The organism is Bifidobacterium sp. ESL0819 (genome assembly GCF_052606245.1).
Genome location: NZ_CP199587.1, coordinates 183,086 through 201,446 on the forward strand (window position 1 = coordinate 183,086; position 18,361 = coordinate 201,446).

Below are 18,361 nucleotides of genomic sequence, written 5' to 3' on the forward strand. Positions count from 1 at the left end.
TCAGATCACCTCCGGTGCCAGGGACACGATCTTCATGAAGCGCTTGTCGCGCAGCTCACGACCGACCGGTCCGAAGATACGAGTGCCGCGGGGCTCACGACCGGTGCCGAGGATGACTGCCGCGTTCTCGTCGAACTTGATGTAGGAGCCATCGTGACGACGATGCTCCTTGACCGTACGGACGACGACCGCCTTGACGACCTCGCCCTTCTTGACCGACCCGCCGGGAATGGCATCCTTGACGGTGGCGACGATCACATCGCCAATGCCGGCATAGCGTCGCTTCGACCCGCCGAGCACGCGGATGGCCAGGATCTCCTTGGCACCCGTGTTGTCGGCGACCTGAAGCCGCGATTCCTGCTGAATCATTGATTCTCCTTAGCCGCGCTGGTTCTCCGCAGACACCCCACGCCAGGGCGGGATGAAATGCGGAGCCTGGCCGAACTTGTTACTTGGCGCGCTCGACGATGGAGTCGAGACGCCAGCGCTTGGTCTTGCTCAGAGGACGGGTCTCCATGATACTCACGAAGTCGCCCACATGGGCCTCGCTCTTCTCATCATGGGCCTTGACCTTGCGGTTGCTGCGGACGACCTTGCCGTACAGGGGATGGGTCGAACGCTGCTCCAGCTCTACGGTGATGGTCTTGTCCATCTTGTCGGACACGACATAGCCGCTGCGAACCTTGCGGAAGTTGCGCTCCTGCTTGTCAGCCATGCTTACTTCTCCTCAGCTTTGCTCTCGGCCTTTGCTTCGGCGGGCTCCTGGCTGATGCCCAGCTCGCGCTCGCGCAGGACGGTGTACATCCTGGCAATGTCGTGCTTGACGGCCTTGAGGCGGGAGGTGTTCTCCAGCTGACCGGTGGCCGACTGGAAGCGCAGGTTGAACAGCTCTTCCTTGGACTTCTTCAGGAAATCCTCGATCTCCGCATTGGTCTTTTCATTCAGATTCTTGATGGAATACTCGGCTGTTCCGACTGACATCAGATGTCACCGCCTTCACGTGCAATAATCCGGCACTTCATGGGAAGCTTGTCAGTAGCGCGGCGAAGGGCCTCACGGGCCACATCCTCGCTCACGCCGCCGATTTCGAAGAGCACCCGGCCGGGACGGACATTGGCCACCCAGAACTCCGGCGCACCCTTGCCGGACCCCATTCGGGATCCCAGGGCATGCTTGGTCAGGGGGCGATCCGGGAAGACCGTGATCCAGACGCGGCCACCACGCTTGATGTACCGGGTCATAGCGATACGGGCCGCCTCGATCTGCCGGTTGGTCAGGTAGGCCGGAGCCAAGGCCTGGATGCCGTAGTCGCCGAAAGCGATCTGGTTGCCGCCCTTGGACATGCCCGAACGGCCTGGACGATGCTGCTTGCGGTATTTAGTCCTCTTTGGGATAAGCACGGCTCACTCCTTTGCTTCGGTTGCGACGGGGGCCGAGGCGGTCTGCTCCTGAGCCGCCGCCGGCGGCACGGCCACACCGCTGTTCTGCTTGGCTGCATCCTGCTCGCGGCGGGTGCGTCCCTCGGAGGGACGGACGCCACGACGTGGACGACGATCGCCGCGCCGACCGGGACGGTTGTTCTGCTGAGCCTGCTGCTCCTCGAACTGACGCTCGGTCATATCGCCCTTGTAGATCCAGACCTTGACGCCGATGCGGCCGTAGGTGGTCCTGGCCTCAAAGAAGCCATAGTCGATCAGGGCGCGCAGAGTCTGCAGGGGCACACGGCCCTCGCGGTAGAACTCCGACCGGCTCATCTCGGCTCCGCCCAGACGGCCGGACAGCTTGATCCTGATGCCCTTGGCACCGGCCCGCATGGCGTCCTGCTGAGCCTTTCGCATAGCTCGGCGGAAGGTGACGCGGTTGGTCAGCTGCTCGGCAATGCCCTGAGCCACCAGCTGGGCATCGATGGAGGCGTTCTTGACCTCGAAGATGTTCAGCTGGACCTGCTTGCCGGTGATCTTCTCCAGCTTGGCGCGCACGCGCTCGGCCTCGGCTCCGCGACGACCGATGACAATGCCCGGCCGGGCGGTGTGGATGTCGACGCGCACACGGTCACGGGTCCGCTCGATGACGATCTTGGAGACGCCTGCGCGCTCCAGATCCTTGTTCATCTCCTTGCGGATCTTGTCGTCCTCAAGTACGAAGTCGCTATAGCGCTCCCCCGCCTTGTTGGAGTCGGAGTACCACTTGCTGCGGTGCTCCTCGGTGATGCCGAGTCGGTACCCAAACGGGTTGATCTTCTGCCCCATTATCGGGCTCCTTCCTTGTCGGCCACCACGACGGTGATGTGGCTGGTCCGCTTGTTGATGCGGGCCGCACGACCCTGGGCGCGGGCGCGGAACCGCTTCAGGGTGGTGCCCTCATCCACGTAGGTCTCCCGAACCACCAGCTCATGCTCGCGGAAGGGCTGGTTGGCCTTGTCCGCCTTGACACGCGCGTTGGCGATGGCGCTCTCCAGGCACTTGCGGACCGGAACGGCCGCGTCCTGGGGGGCGAATTTCAGAATAGTCACGGCCTCGGTCGCCTGCTTGCCTCGGATGAGGTCGACGACGCGGCGAGCCTTGCGAGGCGTCACGCGAACGTGACGTGCAATTGCCTTAGCTTCCATGTGTCTCTACTCTCCCTCGCCTCAGCGGCGTGCTTTCTTGTCGTCCTTCACGTGACCCCTGAAGGTCCGGGTGGGGGCGAACTCGCCGAGCTTGTGGCCGACCATGGCCTCGGTGACGAAGACCGGGACATGCTTGCGACCATCGTGCACAGCAAACGTGTGCCCGATGAAGTCCGGGGTGATCATGGAACGACGGGACCAGGTCTTGATGACGTTCTTGGTGCCCTTCTCGTTCTGCTCGTCGACTTTCTTCTGCAAGTGGGCGTCGACGAATGGGCCCTTCTTGATGCTACGAGTCATCTTTCCGACACTCCCTTACTTGCGGTTCTTACCATTTGGACGACGACGCACAATCATCTTGTTGGAGGCCTTCTTGGGCCTGCGGGTGCGGACCTCGCCCTTGCCCCAGGGAGACACTGGCGGCTTGCCGCCGCGAGTGCGTCCGCCATGCGGGTGGTCGACCGGGTTCATGGATTCACCACGGGTGATGGGTCTGCGTCCCTTCCAGCGAGCACGTCCAGCCTTGCCTAGCTGGATGTTGGCGTGATCGTTGTTGCCGACCTCGCCCACCGTTGCACGGCAGCGGGAATCGACGTTGCGAATCTCACCGGAGGGCATACGCAGCTGGGCGTACGCCCCGTCCTTGGCCACCAGCTGGACGGCAGCACCGGCCGAGCGGGCGATCTTGGCGCCGCCCAGGGGCCGCAGCTCGATGGCGTGGACGATGGTACCGGTGGGGATGTTGCGCAGAGGCAGGTTGTTGCCAGGCTTGATGTCGGCCTGAGGGCCGGTCTCGATGACATCACCCTGCTTGATGCCCTGCGGCGCAATGATGTAGCGCTTCTCGCCATCTGCAAAGTGCAGAAGGGCAATGCGGGCCGAGCGGTTGGGATCGTATTCGATCTCAGCCACCTTGGCGGGCACGCCGTCCTTGTCCCAGCGGCGGAAGTCGATGAGGCGGTACTGGCGCTTGTGCCCGCCGCCGCGGTGACGGCTGGTGACGCGACCATAGGAGTTGCGTCCGCCGGTCTTGCTCAGCTTGCGAACCAGCGACTTCTCGGGCTTGGAGCGCGTGATTTCGGCGAAGTCCGAAACCGAGGCGTTGCGACGGCCCGCGGTCGTCGGCTTGTATGTACGGATAGCCATAATCTAGTTCTTCCTTAACTTTTCTCGGCTAGCCTTCAGTTGTTGGTACCGAAGACATCGATCGACTGGCCCTCGGCCACCTTGACGATGGCGCGCTTCTCGGCGTTGCGACGACCCCAGCCCGTACGGGTCCGGGTTCGCTTGCCTTGCCGATTCAGGGTGTTGACCGATGTGACCTTCACATTGAAGATCTGCTCGATGGCCTGCTTGATGGCGACCTTGTTGGCATCAGGGTCCACCACGAATGTGTACTGGCCGCGATCCGAGTTGGCGTAGCTCTTCTCGGAGACGACCGGACGCAGAATGATGTCGTGCGCTGGCTTGTGAATAGCTGCCATGAAATTCAGGCCTCCTTGACGGTCTCGGACTTGGCGCCGCCCTTGACGGCCAGGAAGGCATCGAAGCCATCCTTGCTGAAGACGACGTCCTCGGCAGTGACCACATCGTAGGTATTGAGCTGATCGGCGAAGAGAACGTGGACGGTGGGCAGGTTCCTCACGGAGAGCCACTCGTTGATGTTCTCACGGGACAGCACGACGGTGGTGAATCTGTTGTCGACCAGAGGCAGCAGGGCTGCCTTGGCGGCCTTGGTGGACGGGGTCTCGCCAATGCCGAAGTCGACCACGTGCACACGTCCGGCGTTGACCCGGTCGGACAGGACGTAGCGCAGGGCTGCAGCCTTCATCTTCTTGGGGGTGCGCTGGGAGTAGTCACGCGGCTGCGGACCGTGGACAATGGCGCCGCCGGTCCACTGGGGAGCGCGGATGGAGCCCTGACGAGCACGACCGGTGCCCTTCTGCTTCCAAGGCTTGCGGCCGCCGCCGGAGACGGTGGACCGGGTCTTGACCGAATGCGTGCCCTGGCGGGCTGCAGCCAGCTGGGCGACGACCACCTGGTGGATCAGCGGCACATGCGAGCGGACATCCTCCTCGGCGATGCCGAAGATCTGCTCGGGTGCATCCACGGTCCCGGTGTTCTTGCCCTGGGCGTCGGTGATGTTCAGAGTCAACTTAGCCATGGTTTCAGGCTCCCTTCACTGCCGAACGAACCAGGACGATGGCGCCGCGGGGCCCGGGCAGGGCACCCTTGATGGCGATGACGCCCTTCTCGGCATCTGCGGAGACGATGGTCAGATTCTGGACGGTCGAAGTGTCGTGACCCATGCGGCCAGCCATCCGCTTGCCCTTGAGGATGCGGCTGGGCGTGGCGCAGGCGCCCACTGAACCGGGACGACGCTCGTTCTTGTGCGAGCCGTGGGTGCGGCGGTAGGACTTGAAGCCCCAGCGCTTGATGGTGCCAGCGAAGCCCTTGCCCTTGGTGGTGCCGGTCACGTCGACCTCGCTGCCCTCAGGCAGCAGGTCCAGGCCCAGCTCCTGGCCGGGCTGATAGCTGTCGGCATCGGCGGTGCGGACCTCGACCAGGTGACGACGCGGGGTCACTCCGGCCTTGGCGAAGTGCCCAGCCAGCGGCTTGGTCACCTTGGTGGGGTCGATCTGCCCGTAGCCGATCTGGATGGCCTGGTAGCCGTCCTTCTCCTGGTTCTTGACCGCGGTCACCACGTTGGTGGACACGTCCACCAAGGTCACCGGGACGAAGAAGCCGTTCTCGTCCCAGACCTGGGACATGCCCAGCTTGCGGCCCAGGAGAGCCTTGCGGTTCCTCTGCTCTTCAGCCATGCGGTTTCCTCCTCCCCTACAGCTTGATCTCGATATTGACGTCCGCCGGCAGATCGATATGCATCAGCGAATCCACAGCCTTGGGCGTGGGATCCACGATGTCAATCAGGCGCTTGTGGGTGCGCATCTCGAAGTGCTCGCGGGAGTCCTTGTACTTATGAGGAGAACGGATGACGACATACACGTTCTTCTCAGTCGGCAGCGGAACGGGGCCAACCACAGTTGCGCCCGCGTTCGTCACCGTCTCGACGATTTTCTTCGCCGATTGGTCGATGACCTCATGGTCATAGGACTTTAGCCTGATGCGGATTTTCTGTCCCGCCATTGCCGTCCGCCCTTTCTAGCGATCTATGAACTGATTACCCAGTCTGTTTCGAGGGCACGGAACGACGGCCACGAGGAGACATTTCTCCCGACAGGCCTCAGCCGGATCCATGCGCAGCCGTGGAGAATCCCGTGGGGATGGGACTCCTCGCTGCACCCGCTATTGTGATTGACAAAATGCGAGCCCAAAACAGGCAACTTTCTTATTAAAGCACGAGGGTTCCCCTAGAAGAATCCGGGCGTGTCGCACCACTTCCAGGTAGACCCTCGGCGTAATTATGCCCCCTTCAGGCCCGCTGCGAGGCCTCCTGGACTACTTCCTCGCCCTGTCGGGAAACCCTCAACCGGCGGCCCTCCTCCTGGCTTACCCCATAGTAGGCGGCCACGGCAATGTCCTTCATGTCCTCAATCAGCGGAATGCGGGGGTTGGCGGGCGTGCACTGGTCCTCATAGGCGCGCATGCCGATCTGATCCAGGGACTGCCAGTAGAGGTCCTCGTCCACTCCGGCAGCCTGGAAGGAGGAATCCATGCCCAGGCGTTCGTCCCTGTATGATTCCACGGCACTGGCCAGGAGCTCCACGCCATCCTCGGGAGTAGCGGATTCGATGCCCAGCACATGGGCCATCTGCCTGTAGCGCTCCGGGGCCATATACTCGCTGTACTTGGGCCAGCTGGTCGGCTCGTCCGGGATCCGTCCATTATAGCGGATCACATAGGGCAGGAGGATGGAGTTGGCCCGCCCATGAGCCACATGGCAGAGGGCTCCGATGGTATGCGCCATGCCGTGGCACATGCCCAGGAAAGCCGACCCGAAGGCCATGCCGGCCATGGTTGCCGCATTGTGCATCTTCTCCTGGGCGCGTACCTTGGCCTCGCCGCCGGCAGTGCCCACGGCAGGCTCCAGGTTGTCCCAGATCAGCTTGGCTGCGTGCAGGGCCATGGCGTCGGTGTAGTCATTGGCATAGACCGAGACGAAGGCCTCCATGCAATGCGTCAGGGCGTCAAAGCCCGAGTCACAGGCCAGCCGCTTGGGCTGGGTATGGGCCAGAACCGGGTCCACGATGGCCACGCTAGGGGTCAGGGCGTAGTCGGTGATGGGGTACTTGTATCCGGTCTTATGGTCGGTGATGACCGCGAATGGCGTGACCTCCGACCCCGTGCCCGAGGAGGTGGGAATGCAGACCAGCCTGGCCTTGGTGCCCAGGGGCGGAATCTTGAAGGCCCGCTTGCGGATGTCGAAGAACTTCTCCCGAACATCGGCAAAGGAGATCTCCGGATGCTCATAGAGCAGCCACATGATCTTGGCTGCGTCCATGGGGCTGCCGCCGCCCACGGCAATGATGGTGTCAGGGCCGAACTCATCACGCATCATGGCTGCGCCGCGCTCCACCGTCTCGACGCTGGGCTCCGGCTCTACGTAGTCGATGATGCGGAAGGTGACCGGCTCGGGCCGGGACCGCAGCTGATCGATGACCTTGTCGACGATCCCCAGCTGCTCCATGACCTTGTCGCAGACGATGACGGCCCGGCGGATGCCGAACATGTCGCGCAGGTAGCGGACGGAATCGGGCTCGAAGTAGGTCTTGGCCGGCACCTTGAACCACTGCATGTTATTGTTCCTCCGCGCGATCCGCTTGATGTTGATCAGATTGACCGCCTGGACGTTGCCCGAGACCGAATTGCCCCCGTAGGAGCCGCAGCCCAGGGTCAGAGAAGGGGCGATGGCATTGTAGATGTCGCCGATGCCGCCCAGGGAGCTGGGCTGATTCCAGATGATCCGGCAGGCGTGCATGCGCTGGCCATACTCGCGCACCAGCCTCTCATCATCGGTGTGGATGGCTGCCGTATGCCCGGCGCCGTAGCGCAGCATCTGCTCGCAGAGGGTGAAACCCTCTTCCTTGTTGCGAGCCTTGAGCACGGCCTGCACCGGAGCCAGCTTCTCCAAGGTCAGGGGTTCCATGGGGCCGACCTGGTCACATTGGGCTGCCAGGATGGTCGCATCCTCAGGTATCTCGAAGCCGGCCTGACGGGCGATGAACTGGGGGGACTTGCCCGGAACCTCGGAGTTGAGCCTTGGAGCGGGAGCGTCGGCACCGGCATGGGCCCGCACGCCGAACATGTACTCCTCCAGCCTGGCCTTCTCCTCAGGGTTGACGAAGTAAGCCTTGCGCCGCTTCATCTCCTCGATCACCCGGTCATGCACATCCTGATGGGCGATGATGGCCTGCTCCGTGGCGCAGATCATGCCATAGTCGAAATGCTTGGACAGGATCAGGTCGTTGACGGCCCGAGGCACGTTGACCCTGCGGTCCACATATGCAGGGGCATTGCCGGCTCCTACACCCAAGGCAGGCTTGCCCGAGGAGTAAGCGGCCTTGACCATGCCGGGACCGCCGGTGGCCAGTATGGTGGCCACGCCTGGGTGCTGCATCAGGGCGCCGGTGGCCTCCACTGAAGGGTGCTCGATCCACTGGATGCAATCCTGCGGAGCGCCTGCCTCGATGGCTGCGTCGCGGACAATACGGGCCGCCTCCACCGAGCAGCGCTGAGCATAGGGATGGAATCCGAAAACGATGGGACAGCGGGTCTTCAGAGCCAGGAGCGATTTGAAGATGGCAGTCGAGGTGGGGTTGGTCACCGGAGTCACGCCAGCCACGACTCCTACCGGCTCGGCTACCTCGATGATGCCATCCACGTCGTTCTCCCTGATGATGCCCACAGTGCGCTGCCTGGCCAGGTAGTTGGTTACGTGCTCGCAGGCGAAGATGTTCTTGGTAGCCTTGTCTTCCACCAGGCCGCGTCCGGTCTCCTCCACGGCCATCTGCGCCAGGGACAGGTGCTTGTTCAGGGCTGCGATCGAGGCCTTGGCCACGATCCGATCCACTTGGCCCTGGTCGAGCTTTTCAAAGGCGCGTAAAGCCGTCTGCGCTCGGACGACCAGGGCGTCCACCTCCATCCGGGCTAGTTCACCGCTGTCGGCCCGGCCGCCTCCCCTGCTAGCCTCCGACTCTTTCACTTGATATTGATGCTTCTGCTTCTGCGTTCCAGCCAAGATACTGGCCCTCCTCATGTTCAGCGGATTCCGATGAGGACCAGCAGACGGTCTCAGACCATGATGGTCCACAAAGGACATCCGTCATAACGTGACGAAAATCACAATATAGACCGGAGGGGGCACCATTGAGCTCCAGGATGAGCGAACGTTCGCTTGTCGCGTGTCGTGTGGGAATTCGTGGTTTTTCTGGTCATTTTGCGCACTCCAACGTGCGCTTTGCCGTTCGCTTCGGACGAGGGCGTCAAGACATGAAAAATCCCCGAGGTCCATGAGAGCCTCGGGGATATAGAAACTGCGAGCGTCAGCGCTTGGAGAACTGCGGGGCGCGACGGGCCTTGTGCAGACCGGCCTTCTTGCGCTCCACGACGCGGGCGTCACGGGTCAGGAATCCGGCCTTCTTCAAGGCGGGGCGGTTGGCGTCCCGGTCAATGGCGTTCAAGGCACGTGCAACGCCCAGACGGACTGCACCGGCCTGGCCGGTCACGCCGCCGCCCTCGACGCGCACAACCACGTCGAACTTGTCCTCGAGCTTGAGCAGCACGATGGGCGAGTTGACCTCGCGCTGGTGTAGCTTGCTGGGGAAGTACTCCTCCAGCGTGTGCCCGTTGATGCTCCACTTGCCAGAGCCCGGAATCAGACGAACGCGAGCGACTGCCTCCTTGCGGCGACCGGTGCCGTAGCCCGGCTCGATAGCGGAGGTGCCGGTGCCTGCACCGGCGTTGGTTTCGGAAGTGTAGGAAGCGCTGGTCTCCTCGGCATCAAGAACCGCGGAGCTGTTGTTGTTGTCAGCCATGGTGATTATCTCCTCTGGTCCTACTTGGCCTGCTGGGCGACCTGATGGATCTTGTACTCAATGGGCTGCTGCGAGGTGTGGGGATGCTCCTCGCCTGCGAAGACCCGCAGCCTGGTCAGCTGGACCTTGGCCAGCTTGTTCTTGGGCAGCATGCCCTTGACCGCCGTCATGATGATGCGCTCGGGATTGTGCTCCATCAACTGTCCGTAGGAATCGCGACGCAGACCGCCAGGACGGCCTGAGTGGGTGTAGAGCACCTTGTCGTTCTTGTTGCCCGTCAGCACCATCTTGGATGCGTTGATGACGATGACGTTGTTGCCGGAGTCGGCGTAGGGCGCATAGGTGGGCTTGTTCTTGCCGCGCAGCAGATCGGCCACCTGGGCTGCCAGACGCCCCAGCACCACACCGGAGGCGTCGACGATATACCAGTCATGTGTCAGATCGGCTGGTTTCGGGGTGAAAGTCTTCACGATTCAACCTTTTCCTTGCATTGTGTTTCGGGCTCTCCGCGCCGCATGCTGCCATGCTGGCTGAAAGCCGTGTATTCCGTGGGCTCCCTGAAAGTCCTAGACGGCGAGTGGGAAAAGCGCTTTGAGGACCCCTTAGGGAAACACAACAATCCATTATTGTAACGCCTGAGTGCTGTTCGTCAAAATTCGCGTCGGCCCCAGTCTCAGCGGGAGTCGGCTGCCCGTGCCACCTGTCCGTCCGGGTCCTTGCGCAGAGCCTCAAGAGTCGCCTGCCCGGTATTGGGATTCAGGGCCACGGCCCGGCGAACCATGGCGGCCAGCACATGGGGGGCGTCCTGCTCATCACGAGTGCCCAAAGCTGCCAGAAAATCCAGGGTATCGGCATCGGTGCGCTCGTCCTGGGCGCCCTCCAGACGCATCTTCCAGGAGGTCATGGGATTGGTCAGCGCGGCAGCTCTGACACCGGCGTCCTCGTCCTTGGTGAGCAGACCGGCCAGCCAGTTCTTGTCGTCCTTGTTGGCGGCCACCGCCCGGCGGACCTCCGGGCTGGAATCCTGGGAGAGCTTGACCAGAATGTTGGGGAAAGGCATGGTCTGCGCCAGATATACCCTGTCTTCCACCGGCGTGTGCTCGTTGCCGGCTACAGCTTCCAGCAGTGCCGTGAAACGGGAGAAGGCAGCCTGGTCGGACCTGTCAGGCAGGGGGCTGCGGGCGAATTCGTGCAGCTCGGCCGTATCCGTGGAATGCCTGAGCCTTTCATAGAAAACGGTCAGGGCCTCGTGGGGCTTGCCGGATGGCTGGGATTCGGTTTCCGGTTGGTCCTGGGGATTGGTCATGCGGCCAGCTTAGGTCGCCTCCTTGATATCAGACTCAGCCCAGGACCCCCTCTAGCATGGAGACAGCGCAGGGCACTGAGGAAACGATAGGCATAGGAGGCAAGCCGATTGCTCACCATACTGGATACGCCGCAGAAACCGGCCGCAGGCTCCCTGGCCGAGAGGAAGTCGGAGTTCATCGGTCAGGCATGCCATGTGGAGGAGCAGGAGGCAGCCATGGCCTTCGTCCAAGAGGTCCGCTTGCAGAACCCAAAGGCCCGCCACGTCTGCTACTGCGCGATCTGGGGACCGGAGGGCCGCACCAGCGAACGCATGAGCGATGACGGAGAGCCCTCCGGGACGGCCGGCAAGCCCATACTTGAGGTCATGCGTCGGCAGGGGCTGACCGACTGCGTTCTGACTGTGACCCGATACTTCGGAGGGGTCCTTCTAGGGTCGGGTGGATTGATCCGGGCCTATTCCTCAGCAGCTTCACTGGCGCTCAAGACGGCAAGATCTGCACGCGTGCTCCCGACCCAGCGATTCACGATCACCGTGGACTATCCCGAGTACGATCCCCTGCGCCGTCTGATCCGGACCTCTGGAGGACATGTGGAGACCGAGGACTTCACTGATCGGGTCCAGCTGACTTACGACCTGGAGCCAGCAGCGGTGTCGGTCTTTCATAGTCGGCTGGACGACCTTCTGCAGGGCCGGGCCCAACCGAGTGCACTGGGCGAAGGCCGCAGACTGATCCCCCTGTCTAAGGACCAGGCTTTGTCTGCTTCGTGACCTCCCGGACGGTCCATGCAGCCCTTGCTCAGCTGCGGCTTTCCCTGCCAGGCAGACTCATGCCGCACGCCGTCGGTCCACCGCCAAGCGGACTGGTATCGTTCCAGGACTGAACTCCGCAAAGGATATAAGAGTAAACACCTTTAGTAATGAATCCCGTAATAATGGATAAGACCGATGATCGTGTGAAATCAGCGATCATCGGCCATCTGGCGGAGACGAGGAGATTCGAACTCCTGGACCGCTTGCGCAGTCAACACCTTAGCAGGGTGCCCCTTTCGGCCACTCAGGCACGTCTCCATGCTGGCTCTCAAACTAGGGACCTGACCCCAAAGTTATGAGAACAAAACAATAGGATACCATGATTGACTGATCTGACTCGCCGGAACGGGAGGATACGATGCGGCAGGGAACAGACTCGTTCATTTCCGTGGATAAAAACCAGGAAGATGACTCTTGCTCCGGAAGCCGCATTCGAGAATAATGTATTGCACTTTCCTCCGGGGCCACCTTATATCATGGAGCTATGAGTACAGCACCAAGGCTTGCGGCCGCCAAGAGGGACTGGGGGCATGACGAGACCGGCTGCACAGTGCTGCATATTGACATGGACGCCTTCTACGCCTCCTGCGAAGTCGCCCGAAACCCCCGACTACAAGGCCGACCGGTCATCATCGGCACCGGACGACGATCAGTGGTCTCCGCGGCCAGCTATGAGGCCAGGGCTTTCGGCATCAACTCGGCCATGCCCCTGGCACGCGCCAGAAGACTGTGCCCACAAGGAGTCTTCCTCCCGGTTGACATGGCCTATTACCGAAATATCTCACGACGAATTTTTGATGTGATTTTCTCACAAATCACCGATCAGATCGAGCAAGTCTCAGTGGATGAATGCTACATGGATGTGTCAGGGGCGCTCATACGCTGGGGCAAGCCCACCGCCATAGCCCGGTGGATCCGAGCCAGCGTGGCACGTCAGTTCCACGTGACCTGCTCAGTGGGCATCGCTACCAACAAGCTGGTGGCCAAGATGGCCTCGACCAACGCCAAGCCCGACGGCATGCTGCTGATTCCCAAGGCCCGGCAGGCCGAGTTCGTCCAGCTGATGCCCCTGCGCGGCATTCCCGGCATCGGCCCTGCTCTGGAGAAGCGGCTCAACGCCTGGGCCATCAAGAATGTGGCCGACCTGGCTAGCATGAGCGAGCGGGATCTGACCCGGGCCACAGGCTCGAACGTTACAGCCAGGAAGCTGACACAGGCCTCCCACGGGCTGGACGACGATCCGGTTCAGCCGCGAGCACCTGAAAAATCCTTGGGCGCGGAACGCACCTTCCTGCACGATACCACCAGCATGAAGCAGGTCTGCGACCTCCTGCACGTCTGCAGCAACGAGGTGGCCACCGGGCTGCGAGCGCATGACCTGATCGCTCGGACCATTACCGTCAAACTGCGCTTTGATGATCTGCGCTACATGACCAAGGCCCACACCTTGGAAACGCCGGTCAACTCGGCCAATCGCATTTATCCCCAGGCCGTCTCACTGCTCAAGGCCATGCTAGGGCTGCCCGAGGGCGTGCCCATGGACACCTCGCTGCCTCGGCTGATCCGCCTTGCCGGTGTCAGCGCATCCGGTCTGAGCAGGGTGGAGGATACCCCTATCCAGCCATCCTTGGATGACATCATGCGCGAGAGCAAACGTCGCACCGGCAGCGAGTCCCAGCGCCTGGATCAGGCAGAGGCCACCATGGACTCCATCAGGAACCGCTACGGCAAGGGTTCAGTCAGCATGGGTCTTTAGCCGCAGTACGCAAACGCGCCAGAGCCAGCTCCAGCTGCTCGTCAGATATGGTGGATGAAAATCGCAAACGGCGACCATCCCCGTAGAACTCCCCAGGACTGGCCAGGATCCCCATACGGGACAGGTCAGCCATATCGGCCCAGCAATCGCCCGAACGGGCTTGCGCCCAGATATAAAGGCCGCCCTGAGGCATGGCGGCATCGTACCCGTAAGTTGTCAGAGCTTGGGCCAAGGCTCGCAGGCGACGGGCGTAGACCTCGCGCTGGGCCACCACGGCCTCCCTGTCCTCCAGAGCGGCCCGCATGGCCCGCTGCACCGGGCCTGGCACAATCAGTCCCACCTGTTTGCGGCAGGCGGTCATGGCCTTCACCAGGTGAGCGTCTCCGGCCAGGATGGCTGCCCTGTAGCCGGCCATATTGGACTGCTTGCTCAGCGAGTACAGGCAGAGTATCCCGCTGGCATCGCCACCACAGACTTGAGGCTCCAGGATGCAGGGCGAGGCCGGGATCGGCGCATTCTGCCCGGCTTGTGTGGGGCTTGACCAATCCAGCATGGCATAGCACTCGTCACTCAGAACCGTAGCCCCTATCGAACGGGCCGCCCGCACGATCTTAGCCAACGCGGCTCGGTCTATGACCTGACCACTGGGGTTGCCTGGCGAATTGATCCATATTGCTCGCACGCCAGGCAGATCCACCCATGAGTCCGTATCAGCCGGATCATCCACGGTCGTCACCTGGGCCCCGGCCAGCTGGGTTCCGATGGCATAGGTGGGATAGGATACCGCTGGTTGCACCACCCGGTCCCCCGGGCCCAGATGCAGGAGGGAGGCCATGAGCGCCACCGCCTCCTTGGACCCTACTGTGGGCACCAGGTCCGCACCCAGAGCATCAAGATCGACCCCACGGCAACGACGGAACCATTCGGCGGCAGCCCGCCTCAGGAGACCATCACCGGTGGTTTTCGGATAGCCTCGGGCCTGGTCATCATCGGCAGCAGCCGCCAAAGCCTCCCTGACCGATCTGGGCACCGGGTCCACCGGCGAACCCACCGAGAGGTCGACCAGACCGCCGAGGCACTGCTCAGCACGCCGCCTATAGGGATCAACTCTTGACCAGTCGTAGGGGGATTCAAAAGAGTGAAAACCCATGACCCGTCCTTCTCTTATGAATAGGCCGCGGCGGGATGACTCCCATCCGCGGCTGGTCAGCCTTATTCAGCTACTTGTTGGGCGGCAGGGCCGCCACACCCTCCGGATCGTGATCGTAGGGGCCGACCGCAGCAGCGCCGCCGGCATCGCCCACCTGGGCGAAGAAGTCCGTCGCAGCGTCCTTGTACCAGGCCCACTCTTCAGGCAGGTCATCCTCGTAGAAAATGGCCTCCACCGGGCAGACCGGCTCGCAGGCACCGCAGTCCACGCACTCGTTGGGGTTGATGTAGAGTGAACGGACGCCCTCGTAGATGCAGTCCACCGGGCATTCGTCCACGCAGGCCTTGTCCTTGACGTCCACGCAGGGCTGAGCGATGACGTAGGTCATGGGTTACCTCCTGAGTATGCGAATATTCACTCTACACTGCCGCACAGACGCTCATGTCAGTCAAGACCGGCCTTGGTGGCCTTGGATATCTTGTCGCTAAGCTGATGACGTCCGAGCATGGAATGCCGGTAGGAATAGCCGAAGTAGATGGCCAGACCTGCAGCCAGCCAGACCACGAACCGGATCCAGGTCAGCACAGTCAGGTTGAGCATGAGCCAGAGGCAGGCCAAGGCGATCAGAATGGGGACCCAAGGATTGCCGGGCATCTTGAAGGACCGAGGCAGATCCGGCCGACGCTTGCGCATGACGGGCAGGGAGATAGCCACCAGCAGGAAGGCCGAAAGCGTACCGATGTTGACCATGTCGGACAAGACGTCTATGGGGAAGCAGGAGGCCACCACGGCCACCACGATGCCGCCCAGGATCTGAATGCGGGCGGGGGTGCCATGACGGCCTGTGCGGGACAGGGAACGTGGAAGAAGCCCGTCGCGGCTCATGGCGAAGACGATGCGGGTCAGCCCCAGCAGGAGCACCATGACCACGGTGGTCAGCCCCACCACGATGCCGAAGGAGATGATCTTGGCGGCCCAGGGAGCTCCGACCATCTCGAAGCCGGTGGCCAGGGAGGGATTCTTGGCCTTGGCCAGATCCTTGTAGGAGACCATGCCGGTGGTGACGATGGCGACCAGGATGTACAGGGTGATGACGATCAGCATGCCCAGGCCGATTCCACGAGGAATGGTCTTATGAGGCTCCTTGGCCTCCTCGGAGGTGGTGGCGACGATATCGAAGCCCACGAAGGCGAAGAAGACCAGGGCAGCGCCTGAGAGGATGCCAGGGACACCGTAGATGGTGGGCTGCATGCCTGAAACCCACTGCCAGAGAGGCTGTCCCATGATGCCTGGCACGCTGGCCCCCGGGACCGCCGAAGCCGGCTCGGAAGGCGGGATGAAAGGCCTGTAGTTGTCCATCTTGACGTAGAAGAAGCCCACCACGATGACGAAGACCACGATGCCGATCTTGAGAACGGTCAAGGCGCCGTCGAACCGGGCTGAAAGCTTGGTGCCCAGGACCAGAAGGACCGTGAAGAGGGCAACGACCACCAGCGGGGCCAGGTCCACATCCAGGCCGCCTACATGGAAGCTGGAGCTGAAAGAGGTGCCGCCCATCAGATGGATGAAGTCGTTCAGGTAGACGCCCCAGTACTTGGAGATGACCGAGGCGGCCATGAGCATCTCCAGAATCAGGTCCCATCCGATGATCCAGGCCACCAGTTCGCCCATGGTGTTGTAAGTGAAGGTGTAGGCCGAGCCTGAAACCGGGATCATGGATGCGAACTCCGCGTAGCACATGACGGCTGCCGCGCAGACGATGCCTGCGATGACGAAGGAGATGATGACGGCCGGACCCGCATGGAAGGCCGCTGCCTGGGCGCCCACCGAGAAGATGCCGGCGCCCACGGCCACTGCGACGGCCATGATGGCCAGGTCCCAGGTAGTCAGCGTCCGCTTGAGCGACCTGCCCTCTTCCCCGGTCTCTGCCAGAGTCTGTTCAACAGATTTCTTCCTGAATAATTCCATCCTGCTCCCAATCGAGACTCATCGTGTCACAAACCTCTCCGGCCCATAACTATAGGAGATGAGGGCGCACAACTTCGCACTTTGCTCATTTCGGGATATTGCCCGCTGGAAAACCTTCCGGGATCGGCGACTCGAATATGGCGCGACAATCCGCTAACACACAGGAAAACACCCCAGCCGTTACGACCAGGGTACCCACTGGATGCAGCCAGACTCTATTCAGTCGGACCATCCTTGAATATGGCGTGTCCTGCATGCCGTTACCCTCATTGCGGGTCTGCTCGCCGTTGACCGCTGCAAGGACCTTCTTGCGAAAATCATGGAAAACCTGCTCTCCGGGCTCATCCAGAGGACGGCCGGCGTCAAAGTCAATCCAAGGATGTTCTCAAGCTATGTGATAGAGAAATGGCCGAGGAATATGTTGCCGGTTGTTGCTTGTCCTGGCATTTTGATGACATTTTTAAAAAACAGACCCTCGGATCCTTGCATTGATCCGAGGGTCGGAAGAAACGGAGCTTGAAGCAGGGGCTACCAGGCCAAATCAATACCTGGGGTGACAGGTTCGGGAGTCAGACGGATGCCGAAAGTGGAATCCACGCCTTTCTGGATGGCACGGGCCAGGGCCACCATGTCGTCCGAACCGGCACCTCCCCGGTTGGTCAAGGCCAGTGTGTGCACGTCAGACAGAGCGGCAGCCGACCCTTCCTCCAAAGCAAACCCCTTGTGGAAGCCTGAATGATCGATCAGCCAAGCCGCTGAGGTCTTGATCAATGACGCACCAGGAACTGGATAGCGAGGAGCATCCGTCGGCAGGGCATCTGAGGCCTCAGGGCTGATTACCGGATTGGTGAAGAAGCTCCCGCAGCTGTGGCGGTCAAGCAGCACCCGTTCGCCTCTGGGCCCATGAAGGTCATCCTGAACCGCAGCCAAGGCCTCTTCCAGGTCGGGGGTCCGGCGGCAGGATCCCATCCAATCGGTCAGGTACCGGTAGGGATCCTCCAGCATCCCCTTGCCTGCTCTGACGGTCAGAACCGCCTGACGGATCCGCTCAAGGGGAAGGGTTGCCCCGGGCTCCACGCCCAGCACCCTGGCCAGCTGGGCGGAACCCACCTGAGCGGCGGACCCGTGTCGCAGAACCAGGGTGACAGAAAGAACCGCGTAACGAGGCGACGGGAAGAACCGCGCATCGGGCACGGCAGGTGCCTGGTACATGGTCTGCTTGAGCAGGGAGGTCCTGTACCCGAAAGCGAGATCAGAGGCTCTCAGATAGGCAGTGACCTTGTCCTGGCGGTCCCAGACCTCGACCGAGTCGACAAGGCTTCCGACTTCCTGGCCGTAAGCGCCAATATTCTGCACCACCGAGGCCCCGACAGTCCCGGGGATGCCGGATAGACCCTCTACCCCGATCAGATGCATACGCACGCAGTAGGAGACCAGATCATCCCAGTTGGTCCCAGCCGTGGCATTGACGTGAACGACGGGAACGCCGCCATCAGGCGGAGCCACTTCGTCGGGGACGCTGATGTCCTGACGGGCGTCACGCACAACCACGCCGGGAAAGTCCTGGTCAGAGGCCAGCAGGTTGGATCCCCCGCCGATCAGGCAGAGGGGCAACCCCTTGGAATCCGCGCCCTCTACAGCCTCGATCATGCCCACACGGCTTCGGGTCTGAACGAAAGCGGCCATGCTCCCGCCAACACCCACAGTGGTGATATCGGCAAAGGTCGGGGTGCTGTCTCTGGAGGATACATCGGACATGCAGTTC

22 protein-coding genes and 1 tRNA gene are annotated in these 18,361 nt (G+C 61.9%); 2 read left to right on the top strand and 21 right to left on the bottom strand.

The window, feature by feature from the left end; translation table 11 throughout:
- From rplN to ACUIAD_RS00905, 16 genes are all read right to left on the bottom strand, one after another.
- Positions 1-369, bottom strand: a complete 369-nt coding sequence (gene rplN / locus ACUIAD_RS00830) for a 50S ribosomal protein L14 (RefSeq protein ID WP_015022349.1) — start codon at positions 367-369, stop codon at positions 1-3.
- A gap of 79 nt (positions 370-448) precedes the next feature.
- Positions 449-715, bottom strand: a complete 267-nt coding sequence (gene rpsQ, locus ACUIAD_RS00835) for a 30S ribosomal protein S17 (RefSeq protein WP_445343370.1) — start codon at positions 713-715, stop codon at positions 449-451.
- A 2-nt stretch (positions 716-717) separates the two neighbouring features.
- Positions 718-981 carry a 50S ribosomal protein L29 gene (gene rpmC, locus ACUIAD_RS00840; protein WP_015022351.1) on the bottom strand — a complete coding sequence of 88 codons (264 nt, stop codon included), beginning with the start codon at positions 979-981 and terminating at the stop codon, positions 718-720.
- Entirely contained in the window at positions 981-1,400 is a 420-nt protein-coding gene (gene rplP, locus ACUIAD_RS00845) for a 50S ribosomal protein L16 (RefSeq protein ID WP_110452584.1), read from the bottom strand. Before rplP ends, rpmC begins: the two co-directional genes overlap by 1 nt.
- Positions 1,401-1,403: 3 nt before the next feature.
- Entirely contained in the window at positions 1,404-2,249 is an 846-nt protein-coding gene (rpsC, locus tag ACUIAD_RS00850) for a 30S ribosomal protein S3 (RefSeq protein ID WP_110452585.1), read from the bottom strand.
- Positions 2,249-2,608, bottom strand: coding sequence for a 50S ribosomal protein L22 (gene rplV / locus ACUIAD_RS00855; RefSeq protein ID WP_110452586.1), 360 nt, complete (start codon positions 2,606-2,608; stop codon positions 2,249-2,251). Before rplV ends, rpsC begins: the two co-directional genes overlap by 1 nt.
- 21 nt (positions 2,609-2,629) lie before the next feature.
- The gene (gene rpsS / locus ACUIAD_RS00860) at positions 2,630-2,908 is read right to left on the bottom strand and encodes a 30S ribosomal protein S19 (RefSeq protein WP_015022355.1); all 279 of its coding nucleotides are present in this window, start codon (positions 2,906-2,908) and stop codon (positions 2,630-2,632) included.
- 15 nt (positions 2,909-2,923) lie between these two features.
- Positions 2,924-3,754, bottom strand: a complete 831-nt coding sequence (rplB, locus tag ACUIAD_RS00865) for a 50S ribosomal protein L2 (protein ID WP_445343371.1) — start codon at positions 3,752-3,754, stop codon at positions 2,924-2,926.
- 35 nt (positions 3,755-3,789) lie between these two features.
- Entirely contained in the window at positions 3,790-4,092 is a 303-nt protein-coding gene (rplW, locus tag ACUIAD_RS00870; RefSeq protein ID WP_110452588.1) for a 50S ribosomal protein L23, read from the bottom strand.
- A 5-nt stretch (positions 4,093-4,097) separates the two neighbouring features.
- Positions 4,098-4,772, bottom strand: a complete 675-nt coding sequence (gene rplD, locus ACUIAD_RS00875; RefSeq protein WP_015022358.1) for a 50S ribosomal protein L4 — start codon at positions 4,770-4,772, stop codon at positions 4,098-4,100.
- Positions 4,773-4,776: 4 nt separating this feature from the next.
- The gene (rplC, locus tag ACUIAD_RS00880) at positions 4,777-5,430 is read right to left on the bottom strand and encodes a 50S ribosomal protein L3 (protein WP_015022359.1); all 654 of its coding nucleotides are present in this window, start codon (positions 5,428-5,430) and stop codon (positions 4,777-4,779) included.
- A 16-nt stretch (positions 5,431-5,446) separates the two neighbouring features.
- Positions 5,447-5,755: a 30S ribosomal protein S10 gene (gene rpsJ, locus ACUIAD_RS00885; protein ID WP_006295278.1), complete on the bottom strand. Its 309-nt coding sequence runs from the start codon at positions 5,753-5,755 to the stop codon at positions 5,447-5,449.
- A gap of 286 nt (positions 5,756-6,041) precedes the next feature.
- Entirely contained in the window at positions 6,042-8,825 is a 2,784-nt protein-coding gene (adhE, locus tag ACUIAD_RS00890) for a bifunctional acetaldehyde-CoA/alcohol dehydrogenase (protein WP_445343372.1), read from the bottom strand.
- A 286-nt stretch (positions 8,826-9,111) separates the two neighbouring features.
- Positions 9,112-9,603: a 30S ribosomal protein S9 gene (gene rpsI / locus ACUIAD_RS00895; RefSeq protein WP_110452591.1), complete on the bottom strand. Its 492-nt coding sequence runs from the start codon at positions 9,601-9,603 to the stop codon at positions 9,112-9,114.
- A 20-nt stretch (positions 9,604-9,623) separates the two neighbouring features.
- On the bottom strand, positions 9,624-10,073 hold the full coding sequence (gene rplM / locus ACUIAD_RS00900) for a 50S ribosomal protein L13 (RefSeq protein ID WP_046323307.1): 450 nt from the start codon (positions 10,071-10,073) through the stop codon (positions 9,624-9,626).
- 203 nt (positions 10,074-10,276) lie between these two features.
- Positions 10,277-10,909, bottom strand: coding sequence for an AbrB family transcriptional regulator (locus ACUIAD_RS00905; RefSeq protein ID WP_445343373.1), 633 nt, complete (start codon positions 10,907-10,909; stop codon positions 10,277-10,279).
- 108 nt (positions 10,910-11,017) lie between these two features.
- On the opposite strand from ACUIAD_RS00905, the gene ACUIAD_RS00910 reads away from it, so the two are divergent.
- On the top strand, positions 11,018-11,680 hold the full coding sequence (locus tag ACUIAD_RS00910) for an IMPACT family protein (RefSeq protein ID WP_445343374.1): 663 nt from the start codon (positions 11,018-11,020) through the stop codon (positions 11,678-11,680).
- A gap of 210 nt (positions 11,681-11,890) precedes the next feature.
- Here the strand turns inward: ACUIAD_RS00910 and ACUIAD_RS00915 are convergent.
- Positions 11,891-11,980 (bottom strand) — tRNA-Ser (locus ACUIAD_RS00915).
- Positions 11,981-12,206: 226 nt separating this feature from the next.
- Here ACUIAD_RS00915 and dinB point away from each other — a divergent pair.
- On the top strand, positions 12,207-13,478 hold the full coding sequence (gene dinB / locus ACUIAD_RS00920) for a DNA polymerase IV (protein WP_110452594.1): 1,272 nt from the start codon (positions 12,207-12,209) through the stop codon (positions 13,476-13,478).
- Here dinB and dapC read toward each other — a convergent pair.
- The 4 genes from dapC to ACUIAD_RS00940 form a co-directional block, all read right to left on the bottom strand.
- The gene (gene dapC, locus ACUIAD_RS00925) at positions 13,462-14,628 is read right to left on the bottom strand and encodes a succinyldiaminopimelate transaminase (protein WP_445343375.1); all 1,167 of its coding nucleotides are present in this window, start codon (positions 14,626-14,628) and stop codon (positions 13,462-13,464) included. The genes dinB and dapC overlap by 17 nt on opposite strands.
- A 70-nt stretch (positions 14,629-14,698) precedes the next feature.
- Positions 14,699-15,016, bottom strand: a complete 318-nt coding sequence (gene fdxA, locus ACUIAD_RS00930; RefSeq protein ID WP_110452596.1) for a ferredoxin — start codon at positions 15,014-15,016, stop codon at positions 14,699-14,701.
- 56 nt (positions 15,017-15,072) lie between these two features.
- A complete protein-coding gene (locus ACUIAD_RS00935) occupies positions 15,073-16,596 on the bottom strand; it encodes an amino acid permease (RefSeq protein WP_445343376.1) in 1,524 nt (507 codons plus the stop codon).
- Between the two features lie 528 nt (positions 16,597-17,124).
- Complete coding sequence (locus ACUIAD_RS00940; RefSeq protein ID WP_445343377.1) at positions 17,125-18,354, bottom strand: FAD-binding protein; 1,230 nt, start codon at positions 18,352-18,354, stop codon at positions 17,125-17,127.
- Positions 18,355-18,361 lie beyond the last annotated feature (7 nt).

What these genes read in the sequence shown, in the direction of transcription:
- rplN (WP_015022349.1), bottom strand. Translation starts at nt 369, where the DNA reads ATGATTCAGCAGGAATCGCGGCTTCAGGTCGCCGACAACACGGGTGCC.
- rpsQ (WP_445343370.1), bottom strand. Translation starts at nt 715, where the DNA reads ATGGCTGACAAGCAGGAGCGCAACTTCCGCAAGGTTCGCAGCGGCTAT.
- rpmC (WP_015022351.1), bottom strand. Translation starts at nt 981, where the DNA reads ATGTCAGTCGGAACAGCCGAGTATTCCATCAAGAATCTGAATGAAAAG.
- rpsC (WP_110452585.1), bottom strand. Translation starts at nt 2,249, where the DNA reads ATGGGGCAGAAGATCAACCCGTTTGGGTACCGACTCGGCATCACCGAG.
- rplV (WP_110452586.1), bottom strand. Translation starts at nt 2,608, where the DNA reads ATGGAAGCTAAGGCAATTGCACGTCACGTTCGCGTGACGCCTCGCAAG.
- rpsS (WP_015022355.1), bottom strand. Translation starts at nt 2,908, where the DNA reads ATGACTCGTAGCATCAAGAAGGGCCCATTCGTCGACGCCCACTTGCAG.
- rplB (WP_445343371.1), bottom strand. Translation starts at nt 3,754, where the DNA reads ATGGCTATCCGTACATACAAGCCGACGACCGCGGGCCGTCGCAACGCC.
- rplW (WP_110452588.1), bottom strand. Translation starts at nt 4,092, where the DNA reads ATGGCAGCTATTCACAAGCCAGCGCACGACATCATTCTGCGTCCGGTC.
- rplD (WP_015022358.1), bottom strand. Translation starts at nt 4,772, where the DNA reads ATGGCTAAGTTGACTCTGAACATCACCGACGCCCAGGGCAAGAACACC.
- rplC (WP_015022359.1), bottom strand. Translation starts at nt 5,430, where the DNA reads ATGGCTGAAGAGCAGAGGAACCGCAAGGCTCTCCTGGGCCGCAAGCTG.
- rpsJ (WP_006295278.1), bottom strand. Translation starts at nt 5,755, where the DNA reads ATGGCGGGACAGAAAATCCGCATCAGGCTAAAGTCCTATGACCATGAG.
- adhE (WP_445343372.1), bottom strand. Translation starts at nt 8,825, where the DNA reads ATGAGGAGGGCCAGTATCTTGGCTGGAACGCAGAAGCAGAAGCATCAA.
- rpsI (WP_110452591.1), bottom strand. Translation starts at nt 9,603, where the DNA reads ATGGCTGACAACAACAACAGCTCCGCGGTTCTTGATGCCGAGGAGACC.
- ACUIAD_RS00905 (WP_445343373.1), bottom strand. Translation starts at nt 10,909, where the DNA reads ATGACCAATCCCCAGGACCAACCGGAAACCGAATCCCAGCCATCCGGC.
- dinB (WP_110452594.1), top strand. Translation starts at nt 12,207, where the DNA reads ATGAGTACAGCACCAAGGCTTGCGGCCGCCAAGAGGGACTGGGGGCAT.
- dapC (WP_445343375.1), bottom strand. Translation starts at nt 14,628, where the DNA reads ATGGGTTTTCACTCTTTTGAATCCCCCTACGACTGGTCAAGAGTTGAT.
- fdxA (WP_110452596.1), bottom strand. Translation starts at nt 15,016, where the DNA reads ATGACCTACGTCATCGCTCAGCCCTGCGTGGACGTCAAGGACAAGGCC.
- ACUIAD_RS00935 (WP_445343376.1), bottom strand. Translation starts at nt 16,596, where the DNA reads ATGGAATTATTCAGGAAGAAATCTGTTGAACAGACTCTGGCAGAGACC.
- ACUIAD_RS00940 (WP_445343377.1), bottom strand. Translation starts at nt 18,354, where the DNA reads ATGTCCGATGTATCCTCCAGAGACAGCACCCCGACCTTTGCCGATATC.